The organism is Mesorhizobium sp. B2-2-4 (assembly GCF_006442375.1).
In the GTDB taxonomy this organism is placed as follows: domain Bacteria; phylum Pseudomonadota; class Alphaproteobacteria; order Rhizobiales; family Rhizobiaceae; genus Mesorhizobium.
On the sequence record NZ_VFWB01000001.1, the window covers coordinates 369,043 to 385,868 of the forward strand.

The following is a 16,826-nucleotide window of genomic DNA, read 5'->3' on the forward strand; positions in this document are numbered from 1 at the left end:
CACATAATCACACATATATTGGCTGTGTGTTTATGTGGAGACGAGCGATGAAGAACGTCACCCTGGCCATGGACGAGGCACTGCTTGAGAAAGCGCGAGGCCTTGCCGGACGTCGCAAGACGACGCTCAACGCCCTCATTCGTTCACTGCTTGCGCATGAAGTCGAGCAGGAAGATCGGATTGCCTGGGCCAAGGCGGGAATGAAGCGGCTTATGGACGAGGCTGCGAAACGGAGCGACAGCGCCGACACCCCCTACAAGTGGGATCGAAGGGACGCCTATGCCGACCGGGAAGATCGACTGCTTTCTCGACACGAACGTCCTGATCTACGCGGCTTCGGAGAAGAATCGTGACCCACGTCGCGCGCCAATCGCAGAAGACCTGGTATCGAGCACTGTCTTTGGCGTGTCGGGGCAAACCTTGGCCGAATTCACAGCGGTGGCGCGAGGAAAATCCCTTCTGGGGGATGATCTGCTCGACCAATGGCTGGTCCTCCTCGGCACTTGTCCGCTGGTGCCTGTCGACGAAAGCTATGTTCGCGCAGGACTGGACCTCGCACGCCGCTACGGAATTCACTACTACGACGCCGCGCTTCTTGCCGCAGCCGGATATCTCGGCGCGCCGATTTTCTACACCGAAGATCTCAACCACAACCAGGTTTATGGCTCGGTGCGAGCCGTCAATCCTTTCTTGTAATCGCTGAATTCAGAGGCGTTCTCACCATGTCCATTCTCGTCGACAAGAACACCAAGGTGCTCGTGCAGGGCCTGACCGGCAAGACCGGCACCTTCCACACCGAACAGGCGCTGGCCTATCACGGGACCAAGATGGTCGGCGGCATCCATCCCAAGAAGGGCGGCGAGACCTGGACCGGCGCCAAGGGCGAGAACCTGCCGATCTTCGCCACCGTCGCCGAGGGCAAGGCCAAGACCGGCGCCAACGCTTCCGTCGTCTATGTGCCGCCGGCGGGTGCTGCCGAAGCCATCATCGAGGCCATCGAGGCCGAAATCCCGCTCATCGTCTGCATCACCGAAGGCATTCCCGTCATGGACATGATCAAGGTCAAGGCGCGGCTCGACCGTTCGACGTCGCGGCTGATCGGCCCGAACTGTCCCGGCGTGCTCACCCCCGACGAATGCAAGATCGGCATCATGCCCGGGAACATCTTCCGCAAGGGTTCGGTCGGTGTTGTTTCGCGCTCGGGAACGCTTACCTATGAAGCCGTGTTCCAGACCACCAATGTCGGCCTCGGCCAGACCACCGCTGTCGGCATCGGTGGCGATCCCGTCAAAGGCACCGAATTCATCGACGTGCTCGAAATGTTCCTCGCCGACGACGAGACCAAGTCGATCATCATGATCGGCGAGATCGGCGGCTCGGCCGAGGAAGACGCCGCGCAGTTTCTCAAGGACGAGGCCAAACGCGGCCGCCGCAAGCCGATGGCGGGCTTCATCGCCGGACGCACGGCGCCGGCCGGCCGCACCATGGGCCATGCGGGCGCGGTTATCTCGGGCGGCAAGGGCGGCGCCGAAGACAAGATCGCGGCAATGGAATCGGCCGGGATAAAAGTTTCGCCATCGCCGGCCCGGCTGGGCACGACGCTGGTCGAGGCAATTAAGGGCTAGTGAGTAGTCAATAGTGAGTAGTGAAAAGGGAAGAACGGGTGAGTAGCAGCTGAACGGGAAAGTCTTCATTTTTCCTACTCCTTACTGACTACTCACTATTCCCCTCGAAAGGAGACGGAGCCAGGCTCCGCAGACAAAATGGCACGACAAGATCAGGCCAACGACCAATTTTCGCTCACCTCTTTCCTCTATGGCGGCAATGCCGATTATATAGACGCGCTCTATGCGGCGTATGAGGACGATCCAGCCTCGGTCAATCCCGAATGGCAGGAGTTCTTCGCCGGCCTGAAGGACGATGCCGGGGATGTCCGCAAGAACGCCAAGGGCGCCTCGTGGGCCAAGCCCTCCTGGCCTCTGCAGGCCAATGGCGAGCTGGTGTCGGCGCTCGACGGCAATTGGGGCCTGGTCGAGAAGCACATCGAAAAGAAGGTCAAGGAGAAGGCAGCCGTCAACGGCGCCGTCCCCTCCGACGCCGACGTGCACCAGGCGACGCGCGATTCCGTGCGCGCCATCATGATGATCCGCGCCTATCGCATGCGCGGCCATCTGCACGCCAATCTCGACCCGCTCGGCATCGCCACGCTCGAGGACTACAACGAGCTGTCGCCAGAGAATTACGGCTTCACCGAAGCCGACTACGACCGGCCGATCTTCCTCGACAATGTGCTCGGGCTCGAATTCGGCACCATCCGCCAGATGCTCGACATCCTGACCCGCACCTATTGCTCGACGCTGGGCGTCGAGTTCATGCATATCTCCGATCCGGAAGAGAAAGCGTGGATCCAGGCGCGCATCGAGGGCGCCGACAAGGAGATCTCCTTCACCGCGACCGGCAAGAAGGCGATCCTGCAGAAACTGATCGAGGCCGAGGGCTTCGAGCAGTTCGCCGACGTCAAGTTCAAAGGCACCAAGCGCTTCGGCCTCGACGGCGGCGAAGCGCTGATCCCGGCGCTGGAGCAGATCGTCAAGCGCGGCGGTCAGCTCGGGCTGAAGGAGATCGTGCTCGGCATGGCGCATCGCGGCCGCCTCAACGTACTCTCCCAGGTGATGGCCAAGCCGCACCGCGCCATCTTTCACGAATTCAAGGGCGGCTCGGCCGCACCCGACGACGTCGAGGGCTCCGGCGATGTCAAATACCATCTTGGCGCCTCCTCGGACCGCGAGTTCGACGGCAACAAGGTGCACCTGTCGCTGACCGCCAATCCCTCGCATCTGGAAATCGTCGACCCTGTGGTGATGGGCAAGGCGCGCGCCAAGCAGGATTATCTGTTCGGCCGCGGTCGCGAGGAGATCGTGCCGCTGGAAGAGCGGGCCAAGGTGCTGCCGCTTTTGCTGCATGGCGACGCAGCCTTTGCCGGCCAGGGTGTCATTGCCGAAATCCTCGGCCTATCGGGCCTGCGCGGCCACCGCGTTGCCGGCACATTGCATTTCATCATCAACAACCAGATCGGCTTCACCACCAATCCGCGCTTCTCGCGCTCGTCGCCCTACCCGTCCGACGTCGCCAAGATGATCGAGGCGCCGATCTTCCACGTCAATGGCGACGATCCGGAAGCCGTGGTGCACGCCACCAAGGTGGCGATCGAATTCCGCATGAAATTCCACAAGCCTGTCGTGGTCGACATGTTCTGCTACCGCCGCTTCGGCCACAATGAGGGCGACGAGCCGGCCTTCACGCAGCCGATCATGTACCGCAACATCCGCAACCATAAGACAACGGTGCAGATCTATGCCGACCGGCTGATCGCCGAAGGCCACTTGACGCAGGCCGAGTTCGACAAGCTCAAGGCCGACTGGCGGGAGCATCTGGAATCCGAGTGGGAAGTCGGCCAGCATTACAAGCCCAACAAGGCCGATTGGCTGGATGGCGCCTGGTCGGGCCTGCGTACGGCCGACAACCAGGATGAACAGCGGCGCGGCAAGACCGCGGTGCCGGCCAAGACACTGAAGGAGATCGGCAAGAAGCTGACCGAGGTGCCGAAGAATTTCGAGGCGCACAAGACGATCATCCGCTTCCTCGAAAACCGCCGCCAGGCCATCGAATCCGGCGAAGGCATCGACTGGTCGACGGCCGAGGCGCTGGCTTTTGGCGCCATCCTGCTCGACGGCAACCCGATCCGCCTCTCCGGGCAGGATTCGGAGCGGGGTACCTTCTCGCAGCGCCATTCCGTGCTCTACGACCAGCGCGACGAGACCCGCTACATCCCGCTCAACAATCTGTCGGCGGCGCAGGCCGGCTATGAGGTCATCAACTCAATGCTGTCCGAAGAAGCCGTGCTCGGCTTCGAATATGGCTACAGCCTGGCCGAGCCTAAGGCGCTGACGTTGTGGGAAGCTCAGTTCGGCGACTTCGCCAACGGCGCCCAGGTGGTGTTCGACCAGTTCATATCCAGCGGAGAGCGCAAGTGGCTCCGGATGTCGGGCCTCGTCTGCCTGCTGCCGCATGGTTATGAAGGCCAGGGACCGGAACATTCGTCTGCCCGGCTCGAGCGTTTCCTGCAGCTCTGCGCCGAGGACAACATGCAAGTGGCCAACTGCACGACGCCGGCCAACTACTTCCATATATTGCGCCGGCAGTTGAAGCGCGACTTCCGCAAGCCGCTGATCCTGATGACGCCGAAGTCGCTGCTGCGCCACAAGCGGGCGGTGTCGACGCTGCCGGAAATGTCGGGCGAAAGCTCGTTCCACCGGCTGCTGTGGGACGATGCCCAGCTCTTGCCCAACCAGGCCATCAAGCTGACCAAGGATTCCAAGATCCGGCGTGTCGTGCTGTGCTCGGGCAAGGTCTATTACGACCTCTACGAGGAGCGTGAGAAGCGTGGCATCAACGACATCTATCTGCTGCGCGTCGAACAGCTCTACCCGTTCCCGGCCAAGGCGTTGATCACCGAATTGTCGCGCTTCCGCAATGCCGAAATGGTGTGGTGCCAGGAGGAACCCAAGAACATGGGCGCCTGGTCGTTCATCGACCCGTATCTGGAATGGGTGCTGGCGCATATCGACGCCAAGCACCAGCGGGTGCGCTACACCGGCCGGCCGGCATCCGCCTCGCCGGCGACCGGGCTTATGTCCAAGCATCTCGCCCAGCTCGCCGCCTTGCTCGAAGACGCGCTCGGCGAGTAGGCAGAGTTGAGCGAATAGAACAGACAGACAACAAACGGACAGGCACAATGGCTACCGAAATCCGCGTTCCCACTCTCGGCGAATCCGTCACCGAGGCAACCATCGGCAAATGGTTCAAGAAGGTGGGCGATGCCATTGCCGCCGACGAGCCGCTGGTCGAGCTCGAAACCGACAAGGTGACGGTCGAGGTTCCCTCGCCGGGCGCTGGAACCTTGGGCGAGATCGCGGCCAAGGAAGGCGAGACGGTCGGGGTCGGCGCGCTTCTGGGCTCCATTTCGGCCGGCGGCGCCGCCGCACCAGTGACCAAGCCGCAAGCCGTGGCGCAGGCATCGAGCCCCGACGCCGCGCAGACCACCAAACAGGCCGCCGCCGAGACCGCCAAGGTCGCCGGCGACGCCGGTCCGGTCGAGCCGCGCACCATGCCGCCGGCGCCGGCAGCGGCGAAACTGATCGCCGAGAACAATCTGTCGGTCGACCAGCTTTCCGGCTCCGGCAAGCGCGGCCAGGTGCTGAAGGGCGACGTGCTCGACGCCATCTCCAAGGGTGCGCCGTCGCAGCCGGCCGAGACGCCGAAGGCGGCCCCGGCCCCGGCAGCGCCGGTTGCTGCCCGTGCGCCGTCCTCAGGCAACGACGCGGCGCGCGAGGAGCGCGTGCGCATGACCAAGCTGCGCCAGACCATCGCGCGCCGGCTCAAGGAAGCGCAGTCGACCGCCGCCATGCTCACCACCTTCAACGAGGTGGACATGTCAGCGGTGATGGCGCTCAGGACCAAGTACAAGGACGTGTTCGAGAAGAAGCACGGCGTGAAGCTCGGCTTCATGGGTTTCTTCACCAAGGCCGTCACGCACGCGCTGAAGGAAATCCCCTCGGTCAACGCCGAGATCGATGCCACCGATATCATCTTCAAGAACTACGCCCATATCGGCGTCGCCGTCGGCACCGAGAAGGGTCTGGTCGTTCCGGTGGTGCGCGATGCCGACCAGATGTCTATCGCCGAGATCGAGAAGGAGATCGGCCGGCTCGGCATCGCCGCGCGCGACGGCAAGCTGTCGGTCGCCGACATGCAGGGCGGCACGTTCACGATTTCCAATGGCGGCGTCTACGGGTCGCTGATGTCCACGCCGATCCTCAACGCGCCGCAGTCGGGTATTCTGGGCATGCACAAGATCCAGGACCGGCCCGTGGTGGTCGGCGGCCAGATCGTGATCCGGCCGATGATGTATCTGGCGCTGAGCTACGATCACCGCATCGTCGACGGCAAGGAAGCGGTGACCTTCCTGGTGCGCGTCAAGGAAAGTCTGGAGGATCCGGAACGGCTGGTGCTTGATCTGTGAGGCGGTCGGATGGCGGCTCGCGGTCGGAGTAGCCAATAATGGCCCTGTTCCCTGGGCCTGCCAGACCGATAGCGCTGGCGGCCGGTATGGCATTCGCCGCTGTCCACGCTAATGCCGCATGCCCGGCCGAACTCGCCGTCTACGGCGATGCCCAGAGCGGCAGTGAGATCAATTTTACGCCGACCGGCACGTCGGCGACCGTCACCAACACGTTCCGCTTGATCCTCGACAACGATGTGGTGCTGAACGGCATCGTCCAATGGAACGAAGGTGTTTCGCGGCCGAACGGGGCGCTGATGTACAAATGCCCGGGAGGCGACGTTACCGGCACCGAGCTTGCCGCCTGCACCTTGTGGAACGGCGTCATCTATACGTCGGATGAAAAGGGCAGCATCGGCCTGTTGCCGGCCGAAGGCGTCGAAGCACCGAAGACGCTGATCCTGCCCGATCTCGGTCCGGTGTTGCATCAATCCACCGCCTATGGCGGCGCCGGGTTTTCGAAAGTGCCGTCGGACGTGTTTGCCTTGAAGGGATGCCAGGAATGAGCGGGACGCAAAAGGTGCTGCTGGTCACCGGTGGCAGCCGCGGCATCGGCGCCGCGATCTGCCGGCTCGGGTCGAAGGCTGGCTATCGCGTAGCGGTCAACTACACCTCCAACCAGACCGCCGCCGAGGCACTGGTCGGCGAAATCAAGGCCGCAGGCGGCGAGGCCTTTGCGGTCAGGGGCGATGTCGGCGTCGAATCCGATATCGTTGCCATGTTTGAAGCCGTCGACCGCGGCTATGGCCGGCTCGATGCTTTCGTCAACAATGCCGGCATCGTCGACGTCAAGGCGCGGGTCGATGAGATGGATGTTTCACGGCTGGAGCGCATGATGCGCATCAACGTCGTGGGGTCGCTCCTCTGCGCCCGCGAAGCGGTGAAGCGGATGTCGAGCCGTCACGGTGGGTCGGGTGGATCCATCGTCAACATCTCGTCGGCTGCGGCAATTCTGGGCTCGCCGGGCGAATATGTCGACTACGCCGCGTCCAAGGGCGCGATCGACACCTTCACCATGGGGCTCGCCCGCGAGGTGGCGCTGGAAGGCATCCGCGTCAATGCGGTGCGGCCGGGCATCATCGATACCGAAATCCATGCCTCGGGCGGGCAGCCGGACCGGATAGAGCGGTTCCGCGATCTTCTGCCAATGAAAAGAGCCGGCACCGCGGATGAAGTCGCGGGCGCGGTTCTCTACCTGTTGTCCGATGCCGCGTCCTATACGACCGGCGCGATCCTGAATGTCAGCGGCGGCCGCTGAGCGCCCCAAGAAAAAGGGAAACAAACATGGCTTATGACGTCGTAATCATCGGCTCGGGACCGGGCGGCTATGTCTGCGCCATCAAGGCGGCGCAGCTCGGGCTGAAGGTCGCGGTGGTCGAGAAGAACTCGACCTTCGGCGGCACCTGCCTCAACATCGGCTGCATTCCGTCCAAGGCGTTGCTGCATGCCTCCGAGATGTTCGCCGAAGCCGGCCACTCCTTCGACACACTGGGTGTCGAAGTGACACCGAAGCTCAATTTGAAGAAGATGATGGCGCACAAGGACGCCACGGTGACGGCGAACGTCAACGGCGTCGCCTTCCTGTTCAAGAAGAACAAGATCGATAGTTTTCGCGGCATCGGCACGGTGGTCGCGGCGGGCAAGGTGTCGGTGACGAGCGAGGACGGCAAGGTCGAGGAAATCGAGACGAAGAACATCGTCATCGCCACCGGCTCGGATGTCGCCGGCATTCCTGGCGTCACGGTCGACTTCGACGAAAAAGTCATCGTGTCCTCGACCGGCGCGCTGTCGCTGGACAAGGTGCCTGGCCATCTCGTCGTGGTCGGCGGCGGCGTCATCGGGCTCGAGCTCGGCTCGGTCTGGGCGCGGCTCGGCGCCAAGGTCACCGTGGTCGAATTCCTCGACACCATCCTCGGCGGTATGGACGGTGAGGTCTCCAAGCAATTCCAGCGACTGCTCTCCAAGCAGGGCTTCGAATTCAGGCTCGGCGCCAAGGTCACCGGCGTCGCCAAGGCCAAGAAGGGCGCCAGCGTCACTTTCGAGCCTGTGAAAGGCGGCGCGGCCGAGACGATCGAGGCCGACATGGTGCTGATCGCCACCGGCCGCCGCGCTTTCGCCGACAGCCTGGGCCTGAAGGAAGCGGGCGTCGAGGTCGATGAGCGCGGCCGGGTCAAGACGGACGCGCACCTGAGGACCAACGTACCAGGCATCTATGCCATCGGCGATGTCATCGCCGGGCCGATGCTGGCGCACAAGGCCGAGGATGAGGGCGTAGCGGTCGCCGAGACGATTGCCGGCCAGGCCGGCCATGTGAACTACGACGTCATTCCGAGCGTCGTCTACACCAGCCCGGAGATCGCTTCGGTCGGCAAGACCGAGGAGGAATTGAAGAAGGCCGGCATCGACTACAAGGTCGGGAAATTCCCGTTCACCGCCAATGGCCGGGCGCGCGCCATGCTGCACACCGACGGCTTCGTCAAGATCCTGGCCGACAAGGCCACCGACCGCGTGCTCGGCGTTCACATCGTCGGCTTCGGCGCCGGCGAGATGATCCACGAGGCGGCGGTGCTGATGGAATTCGGCGGCTCGTCGGAAGATCTCGCCCGCACCTGTCATGCCCATCCGACCATGTCGGAAGCAGTGAAGGAAGCGGCATTGGCGACGTTCTTCAAGCCGATCCATATTTAGAACGATCCAGGAAAACCGTGAAACGGTTTTCCCGGGCAAGCGCGTAGCGCTTCCCTTGAGGGAATTGCCTCCTTGCCTGCCCCAAACAGAACGGCCCACCGGAAGGCGGGCCGTTCTTCGTTGAAAGCCGTGGCCCGATTACTGGGCCGGTGCGGGAGCTGGGGCCGGCGCAGGAGCCGGTGTCGCCGGTGCAGGGGCCGGCGCGGGTGCTGGGGCAGGGGCAGGGGCAGGAGCCGGTTCGGCGGGCTTCATCGGCTCCGCGGGCGCTGGCGCCGGGGCCGGTGTGCTTGCGGCGGGCGGTTCGGTCGCCGGATGCTCACCACTTCTTCCGAAAACATAATACGCGACAATCGCCAGAATAACGACGACCAATGCAATCAGCCAAGGGCTGCCGCCGCCACCTGATCTGGGCGTGTCGTTTGATGGATTCGCCATAAAAGTGTCCTCCGTGGATGAAAATGATCAATCAACAGCCATCAACGCGCAACCGTTGATGGGGTTTCACGCTAGGGAAGGAAAGCGCCGAAAACGCGGCGCCTGATTCCTCCGCTGCCCACGCGACTCAATCGACAGCGGTGACAGTATAGCCGGCTTTGCGGAAATCCTCGACCAGGCCCTCGGGACCGGGCAGATGCAGCGCGCCGACGGCGATGAAGGCACTGCCTTTGGCGAGGAATGGTCCGGCATGATCGACCATCGCCTTGTTGCGGCTGGTGATCATGGTCTGCTCGAACGCCGCGTAGCCTGTCGCGTCGCCCGTCTCGCCGGGCAGCACGGCGCGAAACAGCGGCCAGAACATGCCGGTCTCGCCGCGCTGGTAGAGCACGATCATGGTTTCGTTGACGTCGTTCATCTTGTCGCCGAGCTTCAGTGTGTCGACCAGTCCCTTCATGTGGAACGCCATCGGCAGCGAAGCCATGGCGCGCAGCTGGTCGGCGACGGTCTCCAGCCCTTCGACGGATTTTCCGGAGGCCTTGGCATCCTCGGCAAGCTTGACGTCGAGCACCGGCGCGCCGCCGGCCTTGCGGGCGAGCTCGCAGGCTGGAAGCGCCACCATGGCCGACAGCATCCACGGCTTCATCTTGGCGACGGTTGCCGGCGGGATGCCGCGTTCGTCGAGCGCCTTGTCGACCGCCGCGGCGTCGTCGGGCGACAGCAGCGACGACAGCGTGGTGCTGTCGGTGAACATCATCAGCTCCGGCTGCTTGAGCAGGGCCGCCATCATCTTCTGCTGGTCGAGCACTTCGGTGGTCTCGATGACGATGGTGCCGGCGCCGTCATAGGCCTTCTGCGCGGCCGGCGGCAGCGCGGTGACGCGCGGGTCGGTCATATGCATGGTGCCGAACAGGAAGGACGGCTGTTCGCCCGTCTTCTCCAGCTTCCACAGCAGGCCCTTGCCGTTCGGCGTTGCGGCGGCTTCCGCCTCGATCTTGCGGTAGGTGGACGGGTCACTTTTCTGCAACGCCGACAGCATGTCGGCGCCGGTGCAGGACGGGATTTCGGCATGCGCCTTGCCCGCCGCAAACAACAGCACGGCGAGCAGAGACAGGAAGAACAGCACATGGAACGCCAGGAGCAGCTTCAGCGAGAAGAGCGCAGCGCGGTCGGCGATGACGATGACCCGTTTCATGGTCCTTTCCTAAGCTGGAAAAACGGCAAAACGGTTAACCCGGAGAACGAAATTGTCTTCGGTTCAATCAGTTTTGACTATCGCTCGAATTACTGAACGGCTTGCGGTTGGTTGAGCCGCCCACCCCTCATCATCCCGTGGCGAAGTCCGGAAGCCTCGCGCAACCCCAATACTTCACGCCCTCGGGTGAGCCGATTCATAGATCTCCAACAGCCTCGACGTATCGACGCCGGTGTAGATCTGCGTGGTCGACAGGCTGGCATGGCCGAGCAGTTCCTGGATGGTGCGCAGGTCGCCGCCGCGGCCGAGCAGATGCGTGGCGAAGGAATGGCGCAAGGCGTGCGGCGTTGCGGTGTCCGGCAGGTTGAGCGCCGAGCGCAGCTTGGCCATCTCGCGCTGGACGATGGCCGGGTTGAGCGGGCCGCCGCGCGCGCCGCGAAACAACCGGCCCTTGGGGTCGAGATGGTAGGGGCACAGCCGGCGGTATTCGGCAACCGCCCTGAGCGCCACCGGCAGCACCGGCACCAGCCGCGTCTTGCCGCCCTTGCCGGTGACGCGCAGCACCGTGTCGGCCTCCGACGCCAGTTCGGCGCCGGCAAGGCCGAGCGCCTCGGAAATGCGCAGGCCCGAGCCGTAGAGCAGCGTCAGCACGGCGGCGTTGCGGGCGGCGATCCAGGGTTCCTCCGCCAATTGACCCTCGACGGAAACGACATGTTTTGCGTCACTGGCCGTCAGCGGTTTCGGCAGTGACTTTGGTTGGCGAGGCGCGCGCAGGGCCGCCGCGCCCGCTGCGTTGGCGAGACCACGCCGTTCCAGAAAGCGCAAGAGTGAGCGAATGCCGGCCAGCCCCCGGCCGAGCGTGCGGGCGCCTGCGCCTTCATTGCGGCGGGCGGCCAGAAAGCCGCGCAGGTCGGCCGGGCGCAGATCGGCGATGTCGGCTATGCCGGGCGGGCCGCCATTATGACCCGTCAGGAAATGCAGGAACTGCCTGGTGTCGCGCTCGTAGGCTTCCACCGTCTCGGGCGACAGCCGACGTTCTCGCGCGAGCATCTTGAGCCAGCTTTCGCGCGCCGCCTGGAGGTCGGGCTTTGCCGGGATAAGGAATTCCTGCATGGCGTCGTTCCGGTTCGCCGTCATTTTCCGGCAGCCGGGTTAGGAAGCGGTGAAGAGGCGTCATTGAAATGACAATCCGGTGGGGCTAGGAGTCGACCGGCGGCAAGTCAAAACCGTGGTGATTGGCCAAACGGGGTATCCGCAAATAGAGAGTTGCAGGGACGAGACCCGTGAGCCTTTCTGAACTGCCGTCGGTTTTGATCACAGTAACGGAAGGGATCCACGGGTCTGCGCAGTCGCTTCGTGCCTGCTCCGCCCATGGATGACGAAGGTAAAAGCGCGCCATGAGCAAGCCCCAGAACCCCGTCCAGATGGCCGTGATCGGCGCCGCCCACGGCATCAAGGGCGAATTGCGCGTCAAAACCTTCACCGGCGATCCGCTGGCGCTCGCCGATTACGGGCCGCTTTATGCGAAGGACGGCCGCGCCTTCCAGATCATCGACATAAGGCCCGCCAACACCGTGGTCGTGGTGCGCTTCAAGGGCGTCAGCGACCGCAACGCGGCCGAGGCGCTGGCCGGCACGGAGCTGTTCGTCGATCGCTCCATGCTGCCCGATGACGGCGAGGAAGACGAATTCTATCATGCCGACCTGATCGGTCTGGAGGTTCGGGACGATACGGGAGCCGTCCTTGGTAAGGTCGTCGCCGTGCACAATTTCGGCGGCGGCGACATCCTCGATGTGACGCTGGCCGGACGCAAGGGCGTGTTGATCCCGTTCACGCAGGCCGCGGTGCCCGAAGTGTCCATCGCCGAGGGTTTTGTGCGCGTCAACCAGGCGGCGGCCGGACTGGTCGAGGACGAGGACGGCGAAGCGCCGCGCGAGGAAGGCTTCGACCCGAAGGGCAGGCCGCGCGGCCCGAGGGACGCCGGGGGCAACCGGTGAGCTTCTCCGCCTCCGTGCTTACGCTCTACCCGGAAATGTTTCCGGGTCTGCTTGGCCTGTCGCTGGCCGGGCGGGCGCTGGAGGCCGGTACATGGTCGCTGCAGGCGATCCAGATCCGCGACTTCGCAACCGACCGCCACCGCACTGTGGACGACACGCCGGCCGGCGGCGGCGCCGGCATGGTCATGCGCGCCGATGTCTTGGCCAGGGCGATCGACCATGCCTCGCCCGAAGGCGATTTGCGGCCACGGCTGCTGATGAGCCCGCGTGGAAAGCCGCTGACGCAGGCGCGCGTGCGCGAACTGGCCGCCGGGCCGGGCGCCGTCATCCTGTGCGGCCGCTTCGAAGGCATCGACCAGCGGGTGATCGACGCGCGAGGATTGGAGGAAGTCTCGGTCGGAGACTTCATTCTGTCCGGTGGCGAGCCGGCGGCGCTTGTGCTGCTCGACGCGGTCGTGCGGCTGCTGCCCGGCGTCATGGGCAATGCCGTGTCGGGTGAAGAAGAGAGCTTTGAAAACGGCCTGCTCGAACACCCGCACTACACGCGGCCGCAGGATTTCGAGGGCCGGCCTATTCCCGAGGTGCTGACCTCGGGCAACCACGGCAAGATCGCGGCGTGGCGGCGGGCACAGTCGGAGAAGCTGACTCGAGAACGGCGGCCGGACTTGCTCGGCTCTCCTCAGCCCTTGGCGAAATAGTAGAAAGCCAGGAACAGCCCGACCGCGACGACGAAGCCACGCACCACGTTCTGCGGCACGCGCTTGGCGATCCACACGCCGGCATAGCCGCCCAACGCGCCGCCGGGGATCATGATGATCGCTTGCGGCCAGGCGACGACGCCACCCGAGACGAAGACGACGATGGCGACCGCTGCGATGACCATGGCCAGCATGTTTTTCAGCGCGTTCAGGCGGTGGTAGTCGCCGGCCTGGGTCAGGCCGAGCGTCGCCAGCATCATCACGCCCATGCCGGCCCCGAAGAAGCCGCCATAGATGGCGGTGACGAACTGCGCCAGCGAGCCGGCCAACGAGCCCACAGAAGCCTCATGCCCCGGCTTGGGTGCGGGCTTCAGCCACGGCCCGGCGGCGAACAGCGCCGTCGCGGCCAGCAGCAGCCACGGCACCAGGACGCGAAATGACGGATTGTCCAGCGCCAGCAGGATGAGTGCGCCGGCCAGTGCGCCGAGCGCCGATATCAGGCAGAGCAGCAGGGCGCCACGCCAGAAATGGCGGATGTCGTCCCGGTAGGCCAGCGTCGAGGTGATGTAGCCGGGAAATTGCGTCACCGAGGAGGTCGCGTTGGCGACGATCGGCGGCAGGCCGACCAAGGTCATGGCACCGAAGGTGATGAAGGTGCCGCCGCCCGCGACCGCATTGGCGGCGCCGGAAAGAAAACCCGCCATGAATAGCAGGACCGCGTCGAAAAAGGACATGAGGATGCCGCCGGAGAACTATGGTTGCCCCGCCTTAGGCAGCTTGAAGGGCCCTTGCAACCCGGTAGTGGACAGATACGATGGTGCACGCGAGCAAAAAAGACGCGGCCAAGACGTGACAAAGCGTCGAAATAGCTGTATGTGCCCGCCGAACCGGGAGAAATCTGCCGGACCCGTCAACAATGGCGGTGTAGTCGCCCCTGCCCGATGTTTTCGAACAAAGGGCATAGCCGAGCGGTCATTGGAACTGCAAGGCGAGCGCCGGGCGCTCTGACTGTCGGAAGAACAAGAAGTGGATTATTGAGATGGATCTCATCCGTCAGCTCGAGGCCGAACAGGCCGCCAAGATCGAAGCCAAGCGCAAGCTTCCCGAATTTCAGCCCGGCGACACCGTGCGCGTCCAGGTCCGCGTAACCGAGGGCACCCGCACCCGCGTCCAGGCCTATGAAGGCGTCGTCATCGCCCGCGCCGGTTCGGGCTTCCAGGAAAATTTCACCGTCCGCAAGATCTCCTACGGCGAAGGCGTCGAGCGCGTCTTCCCGGTGTTTTCGCCAATGGTCGAAGGCGTCGAGATCGTGCGTCGCGGCAAGGTGCGTCGTGCCAAGCTCTATTACCTGCGCGACCGTCGCGGCAAGTCGGCCCGTATTTCGGAGAACACCGGCGTGCGCGCCCGCAAGCTCAACGATGAGGAGCGCGATGCGCTGAACGCCGAGAAGGCGCGCATCGAGGCCGAGAAGGTTGCCGCCGCGCAGGCGCTGGCCGCCGAGACGGCCGCCAAGGAAGCCGCCGAGAAGAAGGCCGCCGACGAAGCCGCCAAGGCTGCGGAAGCCGCTGCCGCCGAATAAGGCTTTCGACAGAGACTTCTGAAAAAGGCGGCTTCGGCCGCCTTTTTTTCGTTTCGGAGCCCGCCCTTTGCCACATGCGGGCTTCCAAAGCGGGATTGACTCCTATAATACGGTATACTAATTAATCGTGTACAAATTAATTTTGGAGACTTGATATGCCCGCACTCTATTCGACCCAGGCTCGTGCCGTCGGCGGCCGCGCCGGCCACGTCCAGACCAATGACGGCCTGCTCAGCGTCGACCTCGCAATGCCGAAGGAGCTTGGCGGCAAGGGTGGCGCCACCAATCCCGAACAGCTTTTCGCCGCCGGCTATGCCGCTTGCTTCGAAAGCGCCATGCGGTTTCTCGCCGGCAAGCAGAAACTGCCGCTGCGCGATGCCTCGGTGACGGCCACTGTCAGCCTCCATCCCAACGGTCAGGGCGGTTTCCTGCTCGGCGTTTCCCTAGCGGCCGAGACGAAAGGTCTTGATCAGGCGGCCGCCGAAGCGCTTGTATCGGCAGCGCACCAGATCTGCCCCTACTCCAACGCAACCAGGGGCAATATCGAGGTGGCGATTTCGGCAAAGGCGACATGACGGCGAAAACCAAAGACACGGCCAACCAGGTCCCGGCGGGTGACGCCGGGACAAGCGCGGTCCCAAGGCTCAGCGACCAGCTCTGCTTCGCGCTCTATTCGGCGAGCGGATTGATGACGAAGCTCTACCGGCCGTTGCTCGATCCGCTTGGCCTGACCTATCCGCAATATCTGGCCATGCTGGCGCTGTGGGAGCGCGCGCCGAGCACGGTGGGCGAGCTCGGCGAGGCGCTGGGCCTCGATTCGGCGACGCTGACGCCGCTGCTCAAGCGGCTCGAGGCCGGCGGCCTGGTTACGCGCCGGCGCGATCCTGCCGACGAGCGCCGCGTGCTGGTCGAGCCGACAGCCAAGGGCCAAGCCTTGCGCGAGCGCGCCAGGGACATCCCCGCCGCCATGCTCTGCAGCATGCCGCTCGACCCAGCCGAGTTGAAGTCGCTGCATGGCACGCTGACCCGCTTCGTCGCCGGGCTGCGCGAGGCCGATGCCGGAGCGCCGCAGCGCGGCTGATCGGCCACGGCAAGGATCGTTCCCCAGAATCCCGGCCGAAAGTATCTATTTGCGTTTTTCGCCGGCCGTGGCGCAGCGGAGCGTCTTGCATGGCGCTTGCGGAGAGCTAAAGTCGGCGCCGGATTCCTTTGCAAGCCCGGCCCGTGTCCGGGCGCTTTCACTTCCGGGGAGTGTGTCATGACAAAATCGAAACTGCTGCTGGCCGGCCTGCTTGCCGTCATGCTTGCGCCCGTTGCCGCCTTCGCCCAGGCGCTGCCCGATCTCGGCGGCAAGAAAGTGGTGGTGGTGACGGAAAACGCCTATCCGCCGCTACAGTTCATCGATGCCAAGACCGGAAAACAGATCGGCTGGGAATATGACGCGATGAACGAGATCGCCAAGCGGCTGAATTTCACCGTCGAGTACCAGAACACGTCCTGGGACGCGATGATCCAGGCGGTTTCCGACAACCAGTACAACATCGGCATGACCGGCATCACCATCAAGGACGACCGCAAGCAGAAGGTGGATTTCTCCGACCCCTATATGCGCTCGGAACAGTTCATGTTGGTGCGCGGCGACGAGAGCCGCTTCACCGACGCCAAGACCTTCGGCGCCTTCAAGGACGGGCTGATCGGCGCGCAGGCCGGCACGACGCCCTTCTACACCGCTGTCTACAGCGTGCTGGACGGCAATGAGCAGAACCCGCGCATAAAGCTGTTCGAGACGTTCGGTGCCACCGTGCAGGCGCTGAAGACTGGCGACGTCGATGTGGTGCTCACGGACGGCACTGCGGGCAAGGGCTATGTCGACGCTTCCGAGGGCAAGCTGAAGCTGATCGGCGGCCCGCTCGGCACCGAGGATTTCGGCTTCATCTTTCCCAAGGGCTCCGACCTGGTGAAGCCTGTCAACGCCGCGATCGCCGCGCTCAAGGCCGACGGCACGTTCGATGCGCTGAACAAGAAATGGTTTCTTGATTACAAGATGGGGCAGTAGTTCGTCTTGATGCGGGCGGTGCGCGTGCGGGAACTCGCGCTGAGTTTGCGCTTGAAC

The 16,826-nt window shown here is 64.0% G+C and carries 17 protein-coding genes; 14 read left to right on the forward strand and 3 right to left on the reverse strand.

Annotated elements, in window-relative coordinates; all coding sequences use genetic code 11:
- Positions 1-47 precede the first annotated feature (47 nt).
- The 8 genes from FJ959_RS01870 to lpdA all read left to right on the forward strand — a co-directional run bounded on the left by FJ959_RS01870 (position 48) and on the right by lpdA (position 8,809).
- Positions 48-353: a hypothetical protein gene (locus FJ959_RS01870; protein ID WP_140492797.1), complete on the forward strand. Its 306-nt coding sequence runs from the start codon at positions 48-50 to the stop codon at positions 351-353.
- On the forward strand, positions 280-696 hold the full coding sequence (locus FJ959_RS01875; RefSeq protein WP_033838548.1) for a PIN domain-containing protein: 417 nt from the start codon (positions 280-282) through the stop codon (positions 694-696). Before FJ959_RS01870 ends, FJ959_RS01875 begins: the two co-directional genes overlap by 74 nt.
- Before the next feature lie 26 nt (positions 697-722).
- Positions 723-1,625: a succinate--CoA ligase subunit alpha gene (gene sucD / locus FJ959_RS01880; RefSeq protein WP_140518080.1), complete on the forward strand. Its 903-nt coding sequence runs from the start codon at positions 723-725 to the stop codon at positions 1,623-1,625.
- A gap of 138 nt (positions 1,626-1,763) precedes the next feature.
- Positions 1,764-4,748, forward strand: a complete 2,985-nt coding sequence (locus tag FJ959_RS01885) for a 2-oxoglutarate dehydrogenase E1 component (protein ID WP_140518081.1) — start codon at positions 1,764-1,766, stop codon at positions 4,746-4,748.
- 47 nt (positions 4,749-4,795) lie between these two features.
- Complete coding sequence (gene odhB, locus FJ959_RS01890; protein ID WP_140524967.1) at positions 4,796-6,082, forward strand: 2-oxoglutarate dehydrogenase complex dihydrolipoyllysine-residue succinyltransferase; 1,287 nt, start codon at positions 4,796-4,798, stop codon at positions 6,080-6,082.
- 86 nt (positions 6,083-6,168) lie between these two features.
- Positions 6,169-6,627 carry a hypothetical protein gene (locus tag FJ959_RS01895; protein WP_181165200.1) on the forward strand — a complete coding sequence of 153 codons (459 nt, stop codon included), beginning with the start codon at positions 6,169-6,171 and terminating at the stop codon, positions 6,625-6,627.
- Positions 6,624-7,379, forward strand: a complete 756-nt coding sequence (locus FJ959_RS01900; RefSeq protein WP_140628156.1) for an SDR family oxidoreductase — start codon at positions 6,624-6,626, stop codon at positions 7,377-7,379. Before FJ959_RS01895 ends, FJ959_RS01900 begins: the two co-directional genes overlap by 4 nt.
- Before the next feature lie 26 nt (positions 7,380-7,405).
- Positions 7,406-8,809 (forward strand): dihydrolipoyl dehydrogenase, encoded by a 1,404-nt coding sequence (lpdA, locus tag FJ959_RS01905; protein WP_140628159.1) that lies wholly within the window; start codon positions 7,406-7,408, stop codon positions 8,807-8,809.
- Between the two features lie 562 nt (positions 8,810-9,371).
- On the opposite strand, the gene FJ959_RS01915 is transcribed toward lpdA, so the two are convergent.
- A complete protein-coding gene (locus FJ959_RS01915; RefSeq protein ID WP_140559275.1) occupies positions 9,372-10,439 on the reverse strand; it encodes a TraB/GumN family protein in 1,068 nt (355 codons plus the stop codon).
- Positions 10,440-10,613: 174 nt separating this feature from the next.
- On the reverse strand, positions 10,614-11,552 hold the full coding sequence (locus tag FJ959_RS01920) for a tyrosine recombinase XerC (protein WP_140492761.1): 939 nt from the start codon (positions 11,550-11,552) through the stop codon (positions 10,614-10,616).
- Between the two features lie 284 nt (positions 11,553-11,836).
- Here FJ959_RS01920 and rimM point away from each other — a divergent pair, with 284 nt between their 5' ends.
- Together rimM and trmD are read left to right on the forward strand one after the other, a co-directional pair.
- Positions 11,837-12,436, forward strand: coding sequence for a ribosome maturation factor RimM (gene rimM, locus FJ959_RS01925; protein WP_140518088.1), 600 nt, complete (start codon positions 11,837-11,839; stop codon positions 12,434-12,436).
- Positions 12,433-13,134, forward strand: a complete 702-nt coding sequence (gene trmD, locus FJ959_RS01930) for a tRNA (guanosine(37)-N1)-methyltransferase TrmD (RefSeq protein WP_140492755.1) — start codon at positions 12,433-12,435, stop codon at positions 13,132-13,134. Before rimM ends, trmD begins: the two co-directional genes overlap by 4 nt.
- On the opposite strand, the gene FJ959_RS01935 is transcribed toward trmD, so the two are convergent.
- Complete coding sequence (locus tag FJ959_RS01935) at positions 13,116-13,868, reverse strand: sulfite exporter TauE/SafE family protein (protein WP_140518089.1); 753 nt, start codon at positions 13,866-13,868, stop codon at positions 13,116-13,118. The genes trmD and FJ959_RS01935 overlap by 19 nt on opposite strands.
- A 305-nt stretch (positions 13,869-14,173) precedes the next feature.
- Between FJ959_RS01935 and rplS the strand changes: the two genes are divergently transcribed.
- The 4 genes from rplS to FJ959_RS01955 all read left to right on the forward strand — a co-directional run bounded on the left by rplS (position 14,174) and on the right by FJ959_RS01955 (position 16,769).
- The gene (rplS, locus tag FJ959_RS01940; RefSeq protein WP_140492749.1) at positions 14,174-14,713 is read left to right on the forward strand and encodes a 50S ribosomal protein L19; all 540 of its coding nucleotides are present in this window, start codon (positions 14,174-14,176) and stop codon (positions 14,711-14,713) included.
- 155 nt (positions 14,714-14,868) lie between these two features.
- Positions 14,869-15,288, forward strand: a complete 420-nt coding sequence (locus tag FJ959_RS01945) for an organic hydroperoxide resistance protein (RefSeq protein WP_140518091.1) — start codon at positions 14,869-14,871, stop codon at positions 15,286-15,288.
- Positions 15,285-15,794 (forward strand): MarR family transcriptional regulator, encoded by a 510-nt coding sequence (locus tag FJ959_RS01950; protein ID WP_140518092.1) that lies wholly within the window; start codon positions 15,285-15,287, stop codon positions 15,792-15,794. The genes FJ959_RS01945 and FJ959_RS01950 overlap by 4 nt, the downstream gene beginning before the upstream one ends.
- Before the next feature lie 177 nt (positions 15,795-15,971).
- Positions 15,972-16,769 (forward strand): transporter substrate-binding domain-containing protein, encoded by a 798-nt coding sequence (locus tag FJ959_RS01955; protein WP_140492740.1) that lies wholly within the window; start codon positions 15,972-15,974, stop codon positions 16,767-16,769.
- Positions 16,770-16,826: the final 57 nt, after the last annotated feature.